16 protein-coding genes and 2 pseudogenes are annotated in these 15,819 nt (G+C 61.2%); 16 read left to right on the forward strand and 2 right to left on the reverse strand.

What is annotated here, in order from left to right; all coding sequences use genetic code 11:
* From KIP88_RS43365 to KIP88_RS43395, 8 genes are all read left to right on the forward strand, one after another.
* Positions 1–2,023 (forward strand): DUF4387 family protein (locus tag KIP88_RS43365; protein ID WP_214494184.1); only part of this gene is annotated, 2,023 nt, incomplete at its 5' end.
* A gap of 57 nt (positions 2,024–2,080) precedes the next feature.
* Positions 2,081–2,398: a GCG_CRPN prefix-to-repeats domain-containing protein gene (locus KIP88_RS43370; protein ID WP_249791487.1), complete on the forward strand. Its 318-nt coding sequence runs from the start codon at positions 2,081–2,083 to the stop codon at positions 2,396–2,398.
* 76 nt (positions 2,399–2,474) lie between these two features.
* Positions 2,475–2,804 carry a hypothetical protein gene (locus KIP88_RS43375; RefSeq protein ID WP_214494185.1) on the forward strand — a complete coding sequence of 110 codons (330 nt, stop codon included), beginning with the start codon at positions 2,475–2,477 and terminating at the stop codon, positions 2,802–2,804.
* 85 nt (positions 2,805–2,889) lie between these two features.
* Positions 2,890–3,174 (forward strand): cysteine rich repeat-containing protein, encoded by a 285-nt coding sequence (locus tag KIP88_RS43380; RefSeq protein WP_214494186.1) that lies wholly within the window; start codon positions 2,890–2,892, stop codon positions 3,172–3,174.
* 21 nt (positions 3,175–3,195) lie between these two features.
* Complete coding sequence (locus KIP88_RS43385; protein ID WP_249791488.1) at positions 3,196–4,221, forward strand: alpha/beta fold hydrolase; 1,026 nt, start codon at positions 3,196–3,198, stop codon at positions 4,219–4,221.
* Entirely contained in the window at positions 4,206–4,406 is a 201-nt protein-coding gene (locus KIP88_RS47465) for a hypothetical protein (protein WP_308163795.1), read from the forward strand. Before KIP88_RS43385 ends, KIP88_RS47465 begins: the two co-directional genes overlap by 16 nt.
* Before the next feature lie 49 nt (positions 4,407–4,455).
* A complete protein-coding gene (locus KIP88_RS43390) occupies positions 4,456–5,895 on the forward strand; it encodes a DUF4403 family protein (RefSeq protein WP_214494187.1) in 1,440 nt (479 codons plus the stop codon).
* A 210-nt stretch (positions 5,896–6,105) separates the two neighbouring features.
* Positions 6,106–6,444, forward strand: coding sequence for an HXXEE domain-containing protein (locus tag KIP88_RS43395; protein WP_308163796.1), 339 nt, complete (start codon positions 6,106–6,108; stop codon positions 6,442–6,444).
* A 161-nt stretch (positions 6,445–6,605) separates the two neighbouring features.
* On the opposite strand, the pseudogene KIP88_RS43400 reads toward KIP88_RS43395, so the two are convergent.
* Positions 6,606–7,228 (reverse strand): annotated as a pseudogene (locus KIP88_RS43400) (tyrosine-type recombinase/integrase).
* Positions 7,229–7,399: 171 nt separating this feature from the next.
* Positions 7,400–8,317 (reverse strand): LysR family transcriptional regulator, encoded by a 918-nt coding sequence (locus tag KIP88_RS43405; protein ID WP_214494188.1) that lies wholly within the window; start codon positions 8,315–8,317, stop codon positions 7,400–7,402.
* A gap of 108 nt (positions 8,318–8,425) precedes the next feature.
* Between KIP88_RS43405 and KIP88_RS48855 the strand changes: the two are divergent.
* From KIP88_RS48855 to KIP88_RS43440, 8 genes and pseudogenes are all read left to right on the forward strand, one after another.
* Positions 8,426–8,488 (forward strand): annotated as a pseudogene (locus KIP88_RS48855) (twin-arginine translocation signal domain-containing protein); the annotation flags it as partial.
* A gap of 39 nt (positions 8,489–8,527) precedes the next feature.
* Positions 8,528–9,403: a tripartite tricarboxylate transporter substrate-binding protein gene (locus KIP88_RS43410; RefSeq protein WP_308163797.1), complete on the forward strand. Its 876-nt coding sequence runs from the start codon at positions 8,528–8,530 to the stop codon at positions 9,401–9,403.
* Positions 9,404–9,505: 102 nt separating this feature from the next.
* A complete protein-coding gene (locus KIP88_RS43415) occupies positions 9,506–10,480 on the forward strand; it encodes a methyltransferase (protein WP_214494190.1) in 975 nt (324 codons plus the stop codon).
* A gap of 272 nt (positions 10,481–10,752) precedes the next feature.
* Entirely contained in the window at positions 10,753–11,778 is a 1,026-nt protein-coding gene (locus tag KIP88_RS43420; protein ID WP_283848586.1) for a serine hydrolase, read from the forward strand.
* Between the two features lie 479 nt (positions 11,779–12,257).
* Entirely contained in the window at positions 12,258–13,193 is a 936-nt protein-coding gene (locus KIP88_RS43425) for an alpha/beta fold hydrolase (protein ID WP_214494192.1), read from the forward strand.
* A 229-nt stretch (positions 13,194–13,422) separates the two neighbouring features.
* Positions 13,423–14,172, forward strand: coding sequence for a DUF6345 domain-containing protein (locus KIP88_RS43430; protein ID WP_214494193.1), 750 nt, complete (start codon positions 13,423–13,425; stop codon positions 14,170–14,172).
* 1 nt (position 14,173) lies between these two features.
* Complete coding sequence (locus KIP88_RS43435; RefSeq protein WP_214494194.1) at positions 14,174–15,112, forward strand: hypothetical protein; 939 nt, start codon at positions 14,174–14,176, stop codon at positions 15,110–15,112.
* 366 nt (positions 15,113–15,478) lie between these two features.
* Positions 15,479–15,685, forward strand: coding sequence for an ABC transporter substrate binding protein (locus tag KIP88_RS43440; RefSeq protein WP_214494195.1), 207 nt, complete (start codon positions 15,479–15,481; stop codon positions 15,683–15,685).
* Positions 15,686–15,819 lie beyond the last annotated feature (134 nt).

Below are 15,819 nucleotides of genomic sequence, written 5' to 3' on the forward strand. Positions count from 1 at the left end.
AAAGGAGTCGCTGCAAGCGGCCCTTCGTGGCCAGGTCGACGCCATCATCTGCGACGGCGGGTCAATGGATGCTGGACCCTATTATCTCGGCACCGGCACCGAGTATTTCGAGAGCGAAGCGGTCAAGCTTGATTTCCGTCACATGGTCGAAGCCGGCGCCCGGATCGGCTGCCCGGTGATTCTCGGAAGCTGCGGAATGGCCGGAGGCGATCGCAACCTCGACTGGATGATCGGGATCGCCAAGGAAGTGTTCGCAGAACTTGGCATCAAGGCAGCCAAGGTCGCGGTGATCCGGTCCGAACTCGACCCGGAGATCGTCATCAGGGAATTCCGTGCCGGAGCGCTGCGCGCGACCGGCGCCGGTCCCGACCTCGATGAAAATGCGCTGCGCGAGAGCACCATCGTCGGCCAGATGGGAATCCATCCCCTGATCACGGCGCTGGAGAGCGGCGCACAATACATCCTGGCCGGACGGAGCTGCGACGTCGCACTGTTCGCGTCCGACATGATCCGGCGCAATATCGATCCGGGATTGGCCTATCATGTCGGCCACGTCCTGGAGTGCGGCGCGCTGGCTTGCGATCTGGGGTCGCCGTCCGACTGTCTGGTGGCCGAAATCTACGACGACGGCTCGGCGATCTTCACTGCGCCGAATCCCGCCCGCCGCTGCACGGCTTATTCAATTGCCGCGCATTCGCTCTATGAGGAAAGCCATCCTCAGCTGCAGTATTATCCGGAAGGCATTCTGGTCATGGAGAAGACGCAGTTCTTTTCCCGGGACAGCCGCAGCGCCGGAATTCGCAACAGCCGCTTTGTTCATTCCGCGAGGCCATGGCCGTGGTCAATCAAGCTCGAAGGATCGCGCCGGCTCGGTTCGCGAAAGGTTTCGCTGATCCATATCGATCCGGCCGATCTGTCGAAGATACCGGCGGACATACTGGTGTATGGCCGTAATGGTGTGCAGCTGCAGCCAGTCGATGCGTCACAACGAGAACTCGGCATCATTGTCGAGACGACCGGCAAGACGCGCGAGGCGGCGGTTCTGCTTGCAAGCCTTTTGACGCATTACCTCATTCACTACGGCTATCCCGGCCGAAAGGCGACCGCTGGCAACATTGCCTATCCGTTGTCGCCCAATCTCGTCAGTTTTCCGCGCCAGGACGGTACGTTCGGTGCCATCGTGCCGAGTAGAACGCGCGATCCCGTGTTCTTCGAGAACTATGCCGCCATCAAGGCCGCCGTGGTCAAGCTGATCGCGGATGAGTTTTCGGACGCGCTTGGGAACGCGACCTTTGTCATTACCGATGCCGATGCGTCGCATCCCGCCGCGCTGCTCCGTACCGTCGACCAGGATGCCGACAGACTGGCGCAGCGTCACCAGCAGGAAATCGGCCGGATCAAGGACGTCGTCAGACCCGGACCCGGTTCGCTGTTCAATCTTGATGCCCCTGATGCCTATGCGTGGTCGCTCTACCACCTGCTGCAGAACGAGGACGTGATCAAGAACACCATGTTCCCGATCACCTACTTCGCGGCCGAAGGGGCTGACTGGACGGAGCAGGGCGCGGAACGTCCGCGCTACTTCGATGTCGGCGATCGCGATTATCGCGGCAATGTCGACGACCGGACGCTCTCGCTGATCGCGGACCATCCACCTGTGGGGGCTCCGATCGGATCGCATCCGTTGCTCGACATGGCGGTCGTCATCCGCAGCAAGGATGCCGGCATCAACAGGCTGACCTTCGACATTATCTTCACGTCGGGCGAGAATTACGAGGCCGCGTTGCACGCCAACGTATTCACCCGCTGCAACATCGCCGGGATTCTTGGCTTGCCGCCGGAGCGCGTGGTCGGCAGCTATTTCTTCGATAGCTGCAATGCGATCAAGATTTCGATCGATCGTCCGAACATCTCGGCTTCGATGGATGAGCGCGATGTGTTCGGTGCCCAGCAGCAGGTCGCGATCGAACAGCTTGGCATTCCGATCTATTCCGCCGCGCTGGCGAAGGCATCGTCCTTCTAGCGCAGCCCACACGCCAACCTCACAACCACAAACCAACCGAAGATAAGGAGATTCTCCATGTTGAAACCTGTTGTTCTGGCTCTCGCCGCCGCGTTCGCGCTGTCGGGCGCAATGCCCGCCAACGCCGGATATCTTGAGAGCGGCGTCGATCAATCGATGATCATTCCGGTGTCGGACGGCTGCGGCCCCGAAGCCTGGCGTGGTCCGTGGGGTCATTGCCGGGATACGCCGTATTATGGCCGGCTGCCCGATGGCGCATGGAAGGTGAAGCCGAGTAACGGGAACGGCTGCCCTCCCGGTTCATGGCGCGGCCCGTATGGTCACTGCCGCAACACGCCGTTTCATGGCCGGCTGCCCAATGGCGAGTGGACCTGAGCGATCCACCCCGAACATGCGATGCGCCGGTCCGGCGCATCGCGGATCTCAGCAATCGGCAAGTCAAGAATACATCATGTCCAATCGAATAGCCGTCCGAACCCGCAGCGACAGCCTGTCATCTCACATCCTGCCGGTGTCGGGCACGATGATCGGGGTTTGCACGACCCTGATCGGGCTGGTGAAGCTCGCTGCGAGCAGGCATGGCGCGTCGCATGTCGATGAATATGCCGCGCTTGTGGCGGTGATGTTTCTTGCAAGCGCCATGGCGTCGTATCTGTCGATACGCTGGTCGTATCGGGCGCAGTTGAGCATTCGCATCGAGCGCCTGGCTGACATCATCTTTCTTTGCGGCCTGGTCAGCATCACGCTCGTCGCGACGTTGTTTGCCTATCAAGTGATCTAGATCAGCATTCCCGCATCCAGGAGACGGAACATGCGCATCTATGCGGGTGCGTGTCGGAAACAACAAATTTCAAAAGGAGATCGAAATGTACCGGAATTCGATTCGAGTGATTGGCGTTGCGCTGGTTGTGTTTGCGGTCGGCGGTAGTGGTGCGTCCTTCGCGCAAGGCTCGATGCAACAGCAGAACGCGTGCCGGCCGGACGTGTTTCGGCTCTGCGGCAGCTACATCCCGAATGTCGGCGAGATCGTTGCCTGCCTGAAGGACAACGAGGCGAGGCTCAGTGAGCCGTGCCATGAGGTCATGTTCCCCGATCAGGGCGGCCGCGAAACATACAGCAGAGCAACACAGCTCCGCTCCGGCGACCAGTGAGGCGCGACAATGAACGTTCCCATGAAATCTGGTGCCGTCCGCTTGCGCGTGACGAACTATCTCGCCGCACTGCTATGTGCGGCGTTCTCCCTTCTGACCGGCACCGCCCATGCGCAAATGCCGTTCTATCACGCGACAGCGCAGGAGCTGGCCGGGCCTCCCGGTTCGTTGATCCGTTCCGAGCCGATGGTGTTTGCGCCGGCAGGCGCGCAGGCCTATCGAGTCATCCATCGCTCGGTCGGCATGCAGGGTGAGCCGATCGCGGTGTCGGGCGTGATCGTCGTCCCGCCCGGTCCTGCGCCTGCGGGTGGCAGGCCGATCGTGGCGTGGGCGCATCCGACCACCGGGGTGGTACCGCATTGCGCGCCGTCGCTGGCGATCTTCGTCTTTCAGCAGATGGCCGGCTTGCGCCAATTGATCGAGCAGGGTGCCGTGGTCGCCGCGACCGATTATCCCGGCCTCGGGACGCCAGGCCCGCATCCCTATCTCGTCGGCGACAGTGAGGCGCGGGCGGTGATCGACTCGGTGCGTGCTGCGCGCAACCTGCCTGGCGTGGGCGACGGCAACAGCTTTGCCGTGTGGGGCCATTCCCAGGGCGGTCAGGCGTCGCTCTACACCGGACTGATCGCAAAAACCTATGCGCCGGAACTGCGCCTAGTCGGCGTTGCGGCGGCAGCACCGGCCACCGCGCTGGTCACCCTGATGGGCGACGACTTCAAGAGTTCGGGCGGCAAGAACCTCACAGCCATGACGCTGTGGTCGTGGTCGCGGGTATATGGCGCACCGATCGACAAGGTGCTCCTCCCCGAGGCGATGCCCACCGTCGACCGGCTTTCCAATGAGTGCATCGAGTCGATCTTCGACATCCTCGAGCGGCGGCAGACCGAAAAGCCACTTGAGCAGCAGTTCCTGTCGGTGCCGAACATCGCGACCGTCCAGCCGTGGCGTTCGCTGGCGATATACGCAACACGCCGGGTACGCTTTCTCCCCAGATCCCGCTGTTCCTGGCCCAGGGGACGACGGACAACATCGTGCGGCCGGAAGTGACCCGCGCCTACATGCAGCGGCAATGCAAGGCGGGCGGCAAGGTCACCATGATGTGGGTGCCCGGTGTCGGTCATGGTTTCGTTGCCAAAGACAGCGCGGATGCAGCGGTGTCCTGGATGATGGACCGCTTTGCGGGGCGGCCCGTGCCCAATGATTGCGGCAACGCCGTCGCCGCAGCGCAATAGATCGACAAAACCAGCTTTGTATCCAGGAAAGAAAAACTGAGGTCCTGTCATGAATTTTGCTTTCACGTCGCGTGTTCGCAACAACCAAAAGGCCTTCGCGCGCACAACGCTTGCCGGCCTTACCGTGCTCGGCCTTGTGGGCTTTTGCCCGGCGGCCGATGCGGCGGACAAGCCGCCGCTGGCGCCTGATATCGTCGCCCCCTTCAGCACCAATTCACGGCTGTCGGCGTCGATCGAGTTCAGCCTGCCGGCGCTCGCGGCCGATATCGAGCGGGATATCCCGCAGCGGCTCGCCAGCATCGACGAGAAGATCAGCTGCGTGCATCGCCGCGTACTGTTCTGGAAGGTCAACGCGAATTGCGACGTGTGGGGTTATGTCGAGCGGTCCGGCCCGGTCTCGCTGTATGGCCGCGGGGACCGCGTCTATGGTTCGGTACCGATCCATGGCGCGCTCGAGGGGCAGGGCGCCAACCGGTTCACTGCGCGCATCCATGGCGAGACCGAAGCCAGCGCCACGATCGAGGCTTCCGCCCGCCCGCAGCTCGGCCGCGACTGGTCGCTCGACCTCGATTTCAGCGATGGCTTCCGCTGGAGCGAGCCGCCGGTTCTGCAGGTGATGGGGCACGAGATTCCGCTGGCGAAATATGCCGAGCCTCGCATCGGGACGCAGCTGGCGGTGGTCCGTTCACGCGCCCTGGCCGCGGCGCGCCACCTCGAACTGCAGGAAAAGGCAGCAGGAGCATGGCGACACGCGTTCGAGCCGATCCAGCTATCGGATAGTCCGGCGGTATGGCTGCAGATGAATCCACAAAGCGTGTCCTTTGCCGGCATGCGGGCCAATTCGCGGACGCTGCGCGGCTCGATTGCACTTTCCGGGACAGCCGAGACAATCGTCGGACAAAATCCGCCGGCGATGGCCGTAACCCCATTGCCGCCGATCGATCACGATATCAGTGCCCCCGGCACGTTCGACGTCATCCTGCCGGTACGGATCGGCTACGACGTGCTCAAGGACAAGCTGACGCAGGCGATTGCCGCGATGCCGCCGGTCGCCGGTATCTCCGTTCGCGACATCGACGTATATCCGTCGTCGGGTAAACTCGTCATCGGCCTGCGCGTCGCCAAGGCGGCCGATACCGAACCGTCCGCCGGCAAGTGGGTCTACCTCTCCGCTGCGATCCAGGTCGATGCCGACGGTCGTGCTGTCAGGTTGTCCAACGTTGACACCATGACCGATGACGAGGGCCTCGCTCCGCTGTTTGAGCCGATCGCAGCGCAGCTTGGATCAAAGGTCAGTTTCGATTATGGCATCGCCTACGACAATCTACTCAACGCTGCCAATGCAAAGCTGAATCGGCCGCTGAAGGACGGTTTCCGGATGGAAGGGCAGCTTTCCTCCGCGGTGCTGCAGAACGTCTATTTGCCTGCCAACGGAATCGTCATTGCGGTTCGCGCCAGCGGCGAATTGAGCATCTTGTACGGGATGTGAACCGGAACCGCCGCCGTGATCGCGTGGTCGCGGCGGCATGCCTCAATCAGCATCCATTTGAAATGACGCGAGATACCGATGACACTGCAAACCTTGGCCTGGCTATCAATGGTGGCGTACGCGCTGCACATCATGGAAGAGTACACGTTCAATTGGCACGACTGGGCGAGGGCGGTCATCAACCTGCCCGTGGAATGAAGCGATTTCTAAGTGACGAACGCGATCGTCATTGCCATGGGCATTGCCCAGGCGCATCTGGCTCCGGCCCTGCCGCTGGCGCCACTGATGTTTGCGTCGCTGATGCTGATCAACGCCGTACTCTTTCACATCCTGCCCTTCGTACGGCAAGGCGGGCGGTTCTCGCCGGGTCTCGTAACTGCAATGTTGTTGTTTTTTCCGACCGGAATAGCCGTGTGGTGGAAAGTGGCGCACGACGCTCCCCTCGATCGGGCTACGGCGGGGCTCGCTGTCGCCGGTGGCGCGAGTTTGATGGCCTACCCGATCGTTATGCTGAAGCTCAAGGACAGGCCATATTTTCAGCAGAGTTGATCGCTCCGACCGCGTGGCAAGTGGCGCTCTCTCTGGCCGCTGACGAGCAAGCCTATTGGCCCGTCAGCCCGGAAAGGCGGACAATTGTAGCGCATCGCGCCTCCTGCCATCAGGCCGCTTCTGGCGCGTAAGTGATCACCGGCATGGCCAGTGATCAATAATTAAAGGTCGATCTGCTCGGCTAGAGTCAGGGCATCATCTTCCTCGATCCCGAGATACCGCACAGTGGTCTCGAGTTTTGTATGGCCAAGGAGGAGTTGCACTGCGCGCAGGTTTCCGGTCTTACGATAAATTTGGGCCGCCTTCGTACGCCGCATTGAGTGCGTGCCATAAATGGTCGACTCCAAGCCGATGCTTTCAACCCAGCGATGCACCAGCCGGGAGTATTGGCGGGTAGATATGTGAGGGCTTGCATGAATTCGACTTGGAAATAAGTATTTGGAACCGGTAGCTCGAAGTAGTGGCAGCCAAGCCTCAACGGAACGCTTCGATTGCTCCGTGATCTCGAACTGGACAGGTCGCCCTGTTTTCTTTGGACAATCGTTGCTCGGCGCCGCACATTAGCTCCTGAGAAAATATCGTCTACCCGCAGTTTGACCAGGTCGCAGGCCCGAAGTTTGCTATCGATGGCCAGATTAAAAATGACAAGGTCGCGCCTTGATCGCGCGATTTCTAGGCGAACTCGAATGGACCAGACGTGCTTCGGCTTAAGGGGTTTTTTCTGGCCGATGAGCAATCCCTTGTTCCAAGGCCGTCGATCTCGGTTGATAGGACGTACAGACATAGGCGGTACTCCGCCGTCCCGCCCTTCCGCGTCGCTCAATCGCGAGCGACGTATTTATACCAGCAACGACCGTTTCTGGCGCAAAGCTGCTGTTCACTGGCATGTCCGCTCCTTGGGGTGGAACGGAAGTGGAATTCTGGAAGCTTCAGGTCCGTTGATGACCCAAACCGGTTATTTCGGGTCTGCGAGCGTCCCCTTCGCTCTCCTGATCGCGTTCAGGAAGTTGCGGACGACAGCTGCCGGGTCCCCACGGCGTGAAACGAGATTGATCGGCGCCTTCAACAGCCCCGATCCCTTGAGTGGATGGTAGACGATGCCCTCCATCGCCATCCGCATGACGGAGGTCGGCACAACACACACGCCTAGCCCGGCAGCCACCAGGTTCAAGGCTGACGTGACCCGGGGTGCTTCCTGTCCGAGCGTTGGAGAAAAGCCGGCCTCGCGGCACGCAGCGATCGTCGTCTCAAAGAATGCGGGGCCTGTCTGGCGGGCAAAGACGATGAACGCATCGCGCGCCAGGTCTTTCAGGGCGATTGCGCCGTTAACGCGAGCGAGTCTGTGTCCGGTTGGCAGCGCGACGACCATCGGCTCGGTCAGCAAGGGTCTAACGGAAAGGTCGGTTTCCTCGAACGTCTCCGCGCGCAAGAAGGCAACGTCGATGCTTTTCTCCTGAAGGCGTTTGATTAGATCGGCGGGCAAGCGCTCTTCTAATGTCAGTTTGACCTGAGGAAACTCGTCGCGGAATGAGCGGATCGCCAGCGGCACGATGGGGTGGAACGCACTCGTCGGCGTAGCTCCTACACACAGACGCCCTGTCTGGCCGCGCGCCGCGCGCCGCACGGTCTCATAGGCGCCTTCGTACTGGCTGAGCATCGATCGGGCGGTTTCCAGAAATGCACGGCCCGCCTGAGTTAGCTCTACGCCGCGCGCGCGTCTTAAAAAGAGTTGCGCACCAAGCTCATCTTCGATGAAGCGAATGCGCTGACTGAGAGGAGGCTGCTGCATGCCCAGCCTCTCGGCAGCTCGCGTGATGTGGCCTTCCTCAGCCACAGCCACAAAATAGCGGAAATGCCTGAGCTCAAGTGCCATATCACCAGCGATATCAATTTTGTCGTTTGGATATCATACCTGACTTTGGTTGGCGGTGGTACCTTTTTGCCATGGCAAGTGCATGTCTACCGGCCCGAGAGGTGAACCATGACATTGCAACGGCGACAATTTCTGCAAGGTACAGCAGCGGCTGCGGCCACTTTCGCGCTGCCTTCTCTTGCAACTGCATATCCCGCAAGGCCGGTGCGCGTGATCGTGCCGTTCGCGGTGGGTGGACCAAACGACATACTGGCCCGCATCGTCGCGGAGAAACTGTCAGCGCGCATGGACAAGCAATTCTATGTTGAGAACGTCGGCGGTGCCGGCGGCAGCATCGGGATGGGGCAAGGCACGAAAGCGCCAGCCGACGGGCACACCATCCTGGTTGTGCCGCCCAATCTCATTGTCAATCCAGTGTTGTATGCGAGCGTGCCCTATGATCCGTTTCGGGATTTCGATCCGGTGACGTTGGCCGTAAGCGCCAAGATTGTGCTGGCCGTGCATCCGTCGGTGGCCGCAGGCACCGTTTCCGAGCTCGTCGCCCTGATCAAGTCCAGTCCTTCGAAGTTCAGCTTCGCGTCGCCGGGGGTGGGTACGCCGCCGCACCTTGTTGGGGAGCAGTTTCGCCTGTCGCTGGGCCTCGACCTCGCGCACGTTCCCTTCAGTGGCGGTGCCCCGGCCGTTACCTCAACGCTGGGCGGGCATACGCCGATCCTGTTCTGCTCACTTCCACCAGTCATCGAACACATCAAGCGCGGTGGTCTCCGAACTCTGGCGGTGACCAGCCGCACACGGGCGCAGGCGCTACCCGATGCGCCGAGCATGTCAGACGCGGGTTATCCGGAAATCGAAGGCGAGGGCTGGTTCGCATTCATCGTACCCTCGGGAACGCCGGCACCTGTCAAAGTCACGCTCCACCGGGAGATAGCTGCAATTCTGGCGCTGCCTGACGTTGCCACCCGCACCGCGGCGCTCGGCTTCGAACCTGTCGCCAGTACGCCGGAGGTATGCGCGGCCTTTTTCAGAAGCGAGAGCGAGAAGTGGACGCGGGTGATCCGGACGGCCGGGATAACAGCCGCCAACTGATCAATCGCATCGCACAAGGAGTCTTCGGTGAGCAACCGCACAGGCATCGAAACGGGTGCGCCCGCAGCAGCTGCAGCCGTTCGGCTCGCACTCCCCTATTAGGTGTCCCACGCGCTCTATGTCGCAACCCGTCTGGGGATCTGGGACCTGCTGGCGGCCGAAGTCTGCACGATAAGCGAAATCGCCAGCAGGGCCGGCGCGCATGTTCAGTCCTTGCAGCGGCTGTTGCGTGCGCTTGCGGCGTTCGATCTCGTGCGGGATGTCGGCGCCGGCAGATTCGAGCTGACTCTCGTGGGACAATGCCTGACCTCCAATTCGACTAGCTCCGTGCGGCCTCTGGTCCTGATGTATGGGAGTGAGCACGCGCGGCAGATGTTTGGCCATCTGGAGCAATGCATCGCCACCGGTCGGAGTGCGTTCGAGATCGCCTTCGGTGCAGAGAGCGGTTTTAGTTACCTGCAAGGTCGGCCTGACCTGGCGCAGGTCTTCAACGACGGCATGAGCGCCGCGTCCAGGTTCACGGGGGCGGCAATCATCAAGAGTTACGACTTCGATGGCGTATGTCAGGTGATCGACGTCGGGGGCGGGCACGGTGAGGTTCTTGCAGCGATTCTGCACGCGTACCCCCACCTGCGCGCCACCCTTTTCGAATTGCCGTCCGTCATTCAAGGCGCATCCGGGAAGATCGCCGGCGCGGACCTCAGGGGTCGCTGCGCCCTCGTCGATGGCGACATGTTCAGCGCGGTGCCGTCAGGCGGAGATCTCTATTTGTTGGTGCACATCCTGCACAACTGGGATGATGCGGCCGCAACGGCGGTGTTGAAATCGTGTCGCCAAGCCATGTCAGACGCAGGCAAGCTCCTGATCCTTGATCGTATGATGCCCGAGCGTGTCGAGCCCACCGAGACGGCGCGGAGAAACACGCTAATTGACCTGATGATGCTGGTGCGCACGCCTGGCGGGCGGGAGCGCACTGCCGATGAGTTTGCCGGCCTTCTTGCCAGCGCCGGCCTTCAACTTCAACGAATCATACCTTTGGATATCTCCGAAGCACTGATAGAGGCGACGCCGCTATAGCCGGCACGGGCTTCGTCTCCCGGCCATATTGTCGGTATTGGCACGAAACAGACCAACCGCACTGATCGATGGACTTCCGGTGATCGTGGTGAAGCGGCCGTCGCCTTTCGTGGCCGAGAAGGAAGCTTTTGATAGGCGGAAACTTCTCGTTATGATGGGACTTCCAGCTCACTGAAACAATAAGCCTTGCCCGGGTTTGATTCAACTCGGCAATCAAGAGGCGGTACGGACTGAACGGCGGGGGAAAGGCGATGGGCAGCGTGCGACCTTTTATGGCGGCAATCGGCATCTCGCTCTTCATTGCCGCAGGGTTTCCGGCTCGGCAGAGCACGGCACAGCAAGCCACCGCATCGACCGCGGAAACACTTGCCAAGCTCTCGGCGACGATCGCGGGGCAATACCCGTCGGTCAGGGCGCTGGTGCTGGCGCGCGGCAATTGCATCCTTCACGAATACTACGGCAACAACTCGCCCGATGTGCCATGGCCGATGCATTCGGTGACGAAGAGCGTGTTGTCCATTCTCGTCGGCATTGCCATCGACAAGGGCCTGTTGCGGCTGGACCAGAAGCTACCCGAACTGGTTGCCGAAGCGCGAGAGGGGACCATTGATCCGCGCGCGGCCGATGTCACGTTGCGCGATCTCTTGACGATGTCGTCGGGCTTCGCTCCGCACGAGATGGTGGTGGTGCCGGGCGTCTGGAATTCCAGCGTCTGGATGATCAACCGCACGGTCGAGTACCCGCCGGGCACTCATTTTTACTATGATGATCAGGGGACCAATCTGATCGCGATCATCCTGAGGCGTGCGGTCGGCGGCAACATTGCAGAGTTTGCCAAAAACGAACTCTTCGCGCCGCTTCAGATCGATCGCTACTACTGGGCTGTCGATCGGGATGGAAACCTGCCGGGATACAGCGGACTGCTCTTGAGCGGCAGGGACATGGCGAAGATCGGCCTGCTTTATCTTCAGCAAGGCCGGTGGCGGGAGCGCCAATTGGTATCGGAGGCCTACGTCCTCGATTCCACGCACAAGCACAGCGACGGCGGTGGGCCGGCCAACGCCGGTTACGGATACCTGTGGTGGACAATGCCGATACGCGACGGGTCGCCGGCCTATTTTGCTGCCGGCTGGCAGAGCCAGCTCATTTTGAACCTTCCGGACCGCAACCTCGTGATGGCGCTGGCATCCGGCTCCTCCCTTCCCGGAGGGGCCGCGAAGTTTATCAACGAGGTTGTGTTACCCGCAGAGGCGGCGCTGCCGGCGGGAGCAGCGTGTGTCGGGCGCCTGGATCAATGACGGGAGGGTGCGGCCGCTCAAGCTCGTGCCGTTGGCGGCATGTCTGCAGCGATTGGCACTTTTGGACGTGCCGCGATTTCGAGCCTGAGTCTGCTTTCGGGGGTAAAGCGGAAGCTGATCTCCAGCCTGCCAAGGGCGGCTTTTGGCACTTTTGAGACATGCCGACGGTCTGCGATTATGTCTGCTTTTGGGGTTAGACCAGAAGTGAGCTGCACGCGGTCAAAGCGACGCGGTTGACCCATTTGAGACATTGGTCGAGCCGAGAGAACCATTCCTGAGGTCGGTGAAATCGGCTAGATTTGGCCCCAGCTCCGGAAGCGGACGTGCCGAAGTCTTTGCATTGGACAGCGGGTAGCTAGCGCACCGTCGGCGGCATCGCACTTCAATTATTCGACGTCTCCTTCTTGCCGGCGGCTCACCAATCGCAGGGCCGGGTGCGCGCCAGCGTCCGACACGTATCACAACACTAGGAGAGTCATATGCAACCGAGAACGCTCCTTTTGAAACACATCGTCCTTGTATCGGTAGCAGCCATGTTCTTCCTCGCGAGTCCGTCATTCGCGCAGCAGAAAGGCGTATCCTCTTCTGAGATGCAAACAAGAGAGGTGCAAATTAATGGCCTTACACTGCATTACATTGAACTCGGGCAAGGAACTCCAGTGGTGTTGGTGCACGGCACACTGGAGGATTACCGCACGTGGGATGGACAGCTTGAGGCGTTGTCGAAGGGATATCGACTAATCTCGTACAGTCGTCGGTATCACTATCCAAATGAATGGCCCAAAGACTCAACAGATTTTTCTGTCACCATACATGCGAGAGACCTGGCTGCCTTCATCAAGGCACTTAATCTGCCCCCGGTTCATCTCATTGGTCATTCGTATGGGGCGTTTATTGCGTTCCTGGTCGCACGAGATCACCCGGAGGTCATTCGCAGTCTTACGCTGGGTGAACCGCCCATAATGCCGTTACTAAAAACTACACCTGGAGGAGATGCTCTTCTTACCGCCGCTATCGCGAGATCAATCGCTACGAGCGAAGCATTCAAGCAGGGGAATGATGAAGAAGGAGTGCGTCGATTTGTGAACGGCGTGCTGGGCGAGGGTTCGTACGAGAAACTCCCCCCTCCCGTTCTGAAGCGCCTCATGGACAATGCCCAAGAACTAAAAGGCGAGGCCTCATCGCGAGACCTCTTCCCGCCCACCACATGCGAGGATGTGCAGAAGGTGAAAGCGCCAACATTGCTCCTCGACGGGGAGCGCAGTCCTAAGATGTTCCGTCTCATCAACGACAGACTGGAGCACTGCTTACCGAGCGCAGAACGTGCAATGATTCCGGCGGCATCTCATCAGATGGAGGTTGAGAACCCCCAAGCCTTCAATGAGAGGGCGCTTGCATTCATTGCAACGCACTGACTGCTGCGGTGCATAGTCTGCTGTTGGCACCTTTCGGACCTGCTGATCCTCGCAGCGAGCGTCGGCTATGAGGGGTAAAGCGGAAGTGGCTGGGACATCGCCAAACCGGCGCGACTGACCCATTTCGGACGTCGACGCGGCCAGACGTCGGCCCACAATCGTGCTATGTTTGCCCGAGCTGGGGGATGCGTCGTGAGCAGCGAGCAACGTCGAACGGCGATTGAGACCGATGGCGAACATAGGCATCGAATACATCGAAAATTTTGCCGCGGCGCGGGCGGCGGGCGTGGTCGAAAGTGGTGGTCAGGACCTGACCTATGTGTCCGACGTGGCTGAGGGGTTGCGCGAGGCCCTCGAGTGCAAGGGGCATACGACCACCGTCTCGTGGATCGAGACGGATGTCTTCGAAGTCGACCTGCGCGCCCAATCCCTAGGCGGCATCGACCAGGACGTCGCCGACAAGGTCGATCTCTTCTTAATTTCCACGCACGGAGATTACGACGGCGCCGTCTCGCTCCTCTACAACAGCAAAGTGGACAAGTTTTTGGGCACCTCGGCCGAGTGGCGGCTTGGCGACACCTGCGCGCTCGAGTGGCTGCTCATTTTCGGATGCCATTCCATCGACCGCGACCGCCCGCTGGACCACCTGCATATCTTCCAGGGGCTGCACCTATTCTGCGGCGCCTATGGTGACATGTTCGACAGCTTCACCATCGACGAGGCGGGCGAGGATGTCGGCGACAACCTGACCTCGTGCGACAGCGTGAAGGATGCCTGGTGCGACGGGGTTTCCGACTGGTTCGTCGACAACCATCCCGCCGTCGTCTCCGTCGAGACCGAGGCGACCTACAACGGCGGGAACATCGACTGGGCAAACACGGTGATTGAGAGCGACCATCTGTGGGGGCACGGAACAACGCGGGCCGACGTCAAGCCCGACAAGCAGTACTGGATGGCTGTGGTCTGGGAGGAGGGCTGAGGTGCCGGACACGGAGGACCTTCTCCAGAGCCTCGCGAACCTCGCGACATGCTATCAGCCTCGAGCGGAGATCCTGCCGCTCGACACCCTGCCGCGGAACAAACTCATCAAATCGTCCATAGCGACCGCGGCCCGTATCTGGCCTTGGTTCGATGAATGCTTCATCCGTCCAGAGTTGGTCGAGACCGCGGGCGTGGCGATGTTCAGGGTCGTGGAGGACGGCCGGTTACAGGTGTTCGAGGCCTCGGGCGCGGTCGCCGCGGCGATCGTTGGTGTCGAGAACCGCAAGCCTTTGGCCAAGGACGAGGCCAGCGTCTACCAGGACGAACTGATCAGGTTGACGGAACGGACAGCGAATGATCTCGCCGAGTCGCGCCTGACCGCCGACGAAGAGCTCCGCTTCGAGCGCTTGTGGCGGATGAAGGCGCAAGGCGTCACCTTCAACGGTGAGCGCAGCGCCGTCGCGCTTCTCCAAGCCACCGCGGCCTTCCGGCGCTATGTGCGCGGGCTTCCGGTTCTGGGCCGCGCGTCGATCAACGTCACCCTGGGCGGCGCGAATGCGGCGGTCACGCGCTGGGGGATCGACTGGCGGCGCGTCGGCGGCAAGGCGATCGGGGAAACCGACGTCGTCGAGCCCGCCGAGGGCGCGCGCCGAGCGCTGGCCGATCTGCAGCGGCGCCGGCCCGAGCGGCCGGTTACGCTCGCAGACTTCAAGCCGCGCGCCTTGCAGCTGGGCTACGTCTCGCTGCCCAGACGCCAGGCGCAGTCCCTGCTGGAACCCGCGTGGGTCGCGATCCTCGATCCCGCCGGAAAGCAGACGAGCATGGGCGAGGTGATTGCGGTTCCTGCCGTGCCGGATAGGTCCGAACCTCTGTTCCGACCCTGGCGGCGGGCCAGAGCGCAGGAAGGCCGTTCTCCGCCGAACGCCTCGGCAGGATAGGTCGACTGATCGAGCTAGCGCGAGCCCGTTTGACCGCCTCGCAGGCAACACAAGTCCATTGTGGCTTTCGCCATGTCCGTTAAGGGTCTTGGCCGCGTGATAACGCGCTGGGTGGACGGCGTCGCCTTAAGCTTTCCATGCAGCTTTGCGACGTGCGCGCGTGACCCTGTCAACTTTAGTGGGCGCCCAGCGTAGAAAGCAGTGATCCAGCCTTCGCAGATGCCAGCCGGTTTTCCCGCTGTTGCTTCCCCCTTGCTTCCCCGATCCTAACGGCCAGCGCGTTGGCGGTGGTCGATCGCGAGCTAATCATCACGCTTGCGGCCCAGCACAAACTGCCCGCGGTCTACTACCGACGCCAGCGGGGGCTTGATCTCTTATGGCCATGATGTTGTCCAACAGTTCCGTGGCGTGGTCGGCTACGTCGACCGCCTTCTGAGGGGCGAGAAGCCCGCCGATCTGCCGGTGCAGGCGCCGACGAAGTTCGAGTTGGTCATCAACCTCAAGACCGCAAAGGCGCTGGGCCTCGAAGTGCCGCCGACGCTTCTCGCCCGCGCCGACGAGGTCATCGAGTAGCAGTGCTGTTTGCTGCCTCTGCTCACAGCCGCTTCTGGCACTTTTCAGACCTGACGGGCTCGGCTGATCACTTCCGTTCTTGAGGGTAAAGCGGACCTCGTGGCAGGGCCCGCGGACTTCCGAGTTTGACCCAG

This window comes from Bradyrhizobium sp. SRL28 (genome assembly GCF_018596315.1).
Lineage (GTDB): Bacteria > Pseudomonadota > Alphaproteobacteria > Rhizobiales > Xanthobacteraceae > Bradyrhizobium.

What these genes read in the sequence shown, in the direction of transcription:
- KIP88_RS43390 (WP_214494187.1), top strand. Translation starts at nt 4,456, where the DNA reads ATGAATTTTGCTTTCACGTCGCGTGTTCGCAACAACCAAAAGGCCTTC.
- KIP88_RS43425 (WP_214494192.1), top strand. Translation starts at nt 12,258, where the DNA reads ATGCAACCGAGAACGCTCCTTTTGAAACACATCGTCCTTGTATCGGTA.
- KIP88_RS43405 (WP_214494188.1), bottom strand. Translation starts at nt 8,317, where the DNA reads ATGGCACTTGAGCTCAGGCATTTCCGCTATTTTGTGGCTGTGGCTGAG.
- KIP88_RS43370 (WP_249791487.1), top strand. Translation starts at nt 2,081, where the DNA reads ATGTTGAAACCTGTTGTTCTGGCTCTCGCCGCCGCGTTCGCGCTGTCG.
- KIP88_RS43380 (WP_214494186.1), top strand. Translation starts at nt 2,890, where the DNA reads ATGTACCGGAATTCGATTCGAGTGATTGGCGTTGCGCTGGTTGTGTTT.
- KIP88_RS43430 (WP_214494193.1), top strand. Translation starts at nt 13,423, where the DNA reads ATGGCGAACATAGGCATCGAATACATCGAAAATTTTGCCGCGGCGCGG.
- KIP88_RS43420 (WP_283848586.1), top strand. Translation starts at nt 10,753, where the DNA reads ATGGCGGCAATCGGCATCTCGCTCTTCATTGCCGCAGGGTTTCCGGCT.
- KIP88_RS43375 (WP_214494185.1), top strand. Translation starts at nt 2,475, where the DNA reads ATGTCCAATCGAATAGCCGTCCGAACCCGCAGCGACAGCCTGTCATCT.
- KIP88_RS43385 (WP_249791488.1), top strand. Translation starts at nt 3,196, where the DNA reads ATGAAATCTGGTGCCGTCCGCTTGCGCGTGACGAACTATCTCGCCGCA.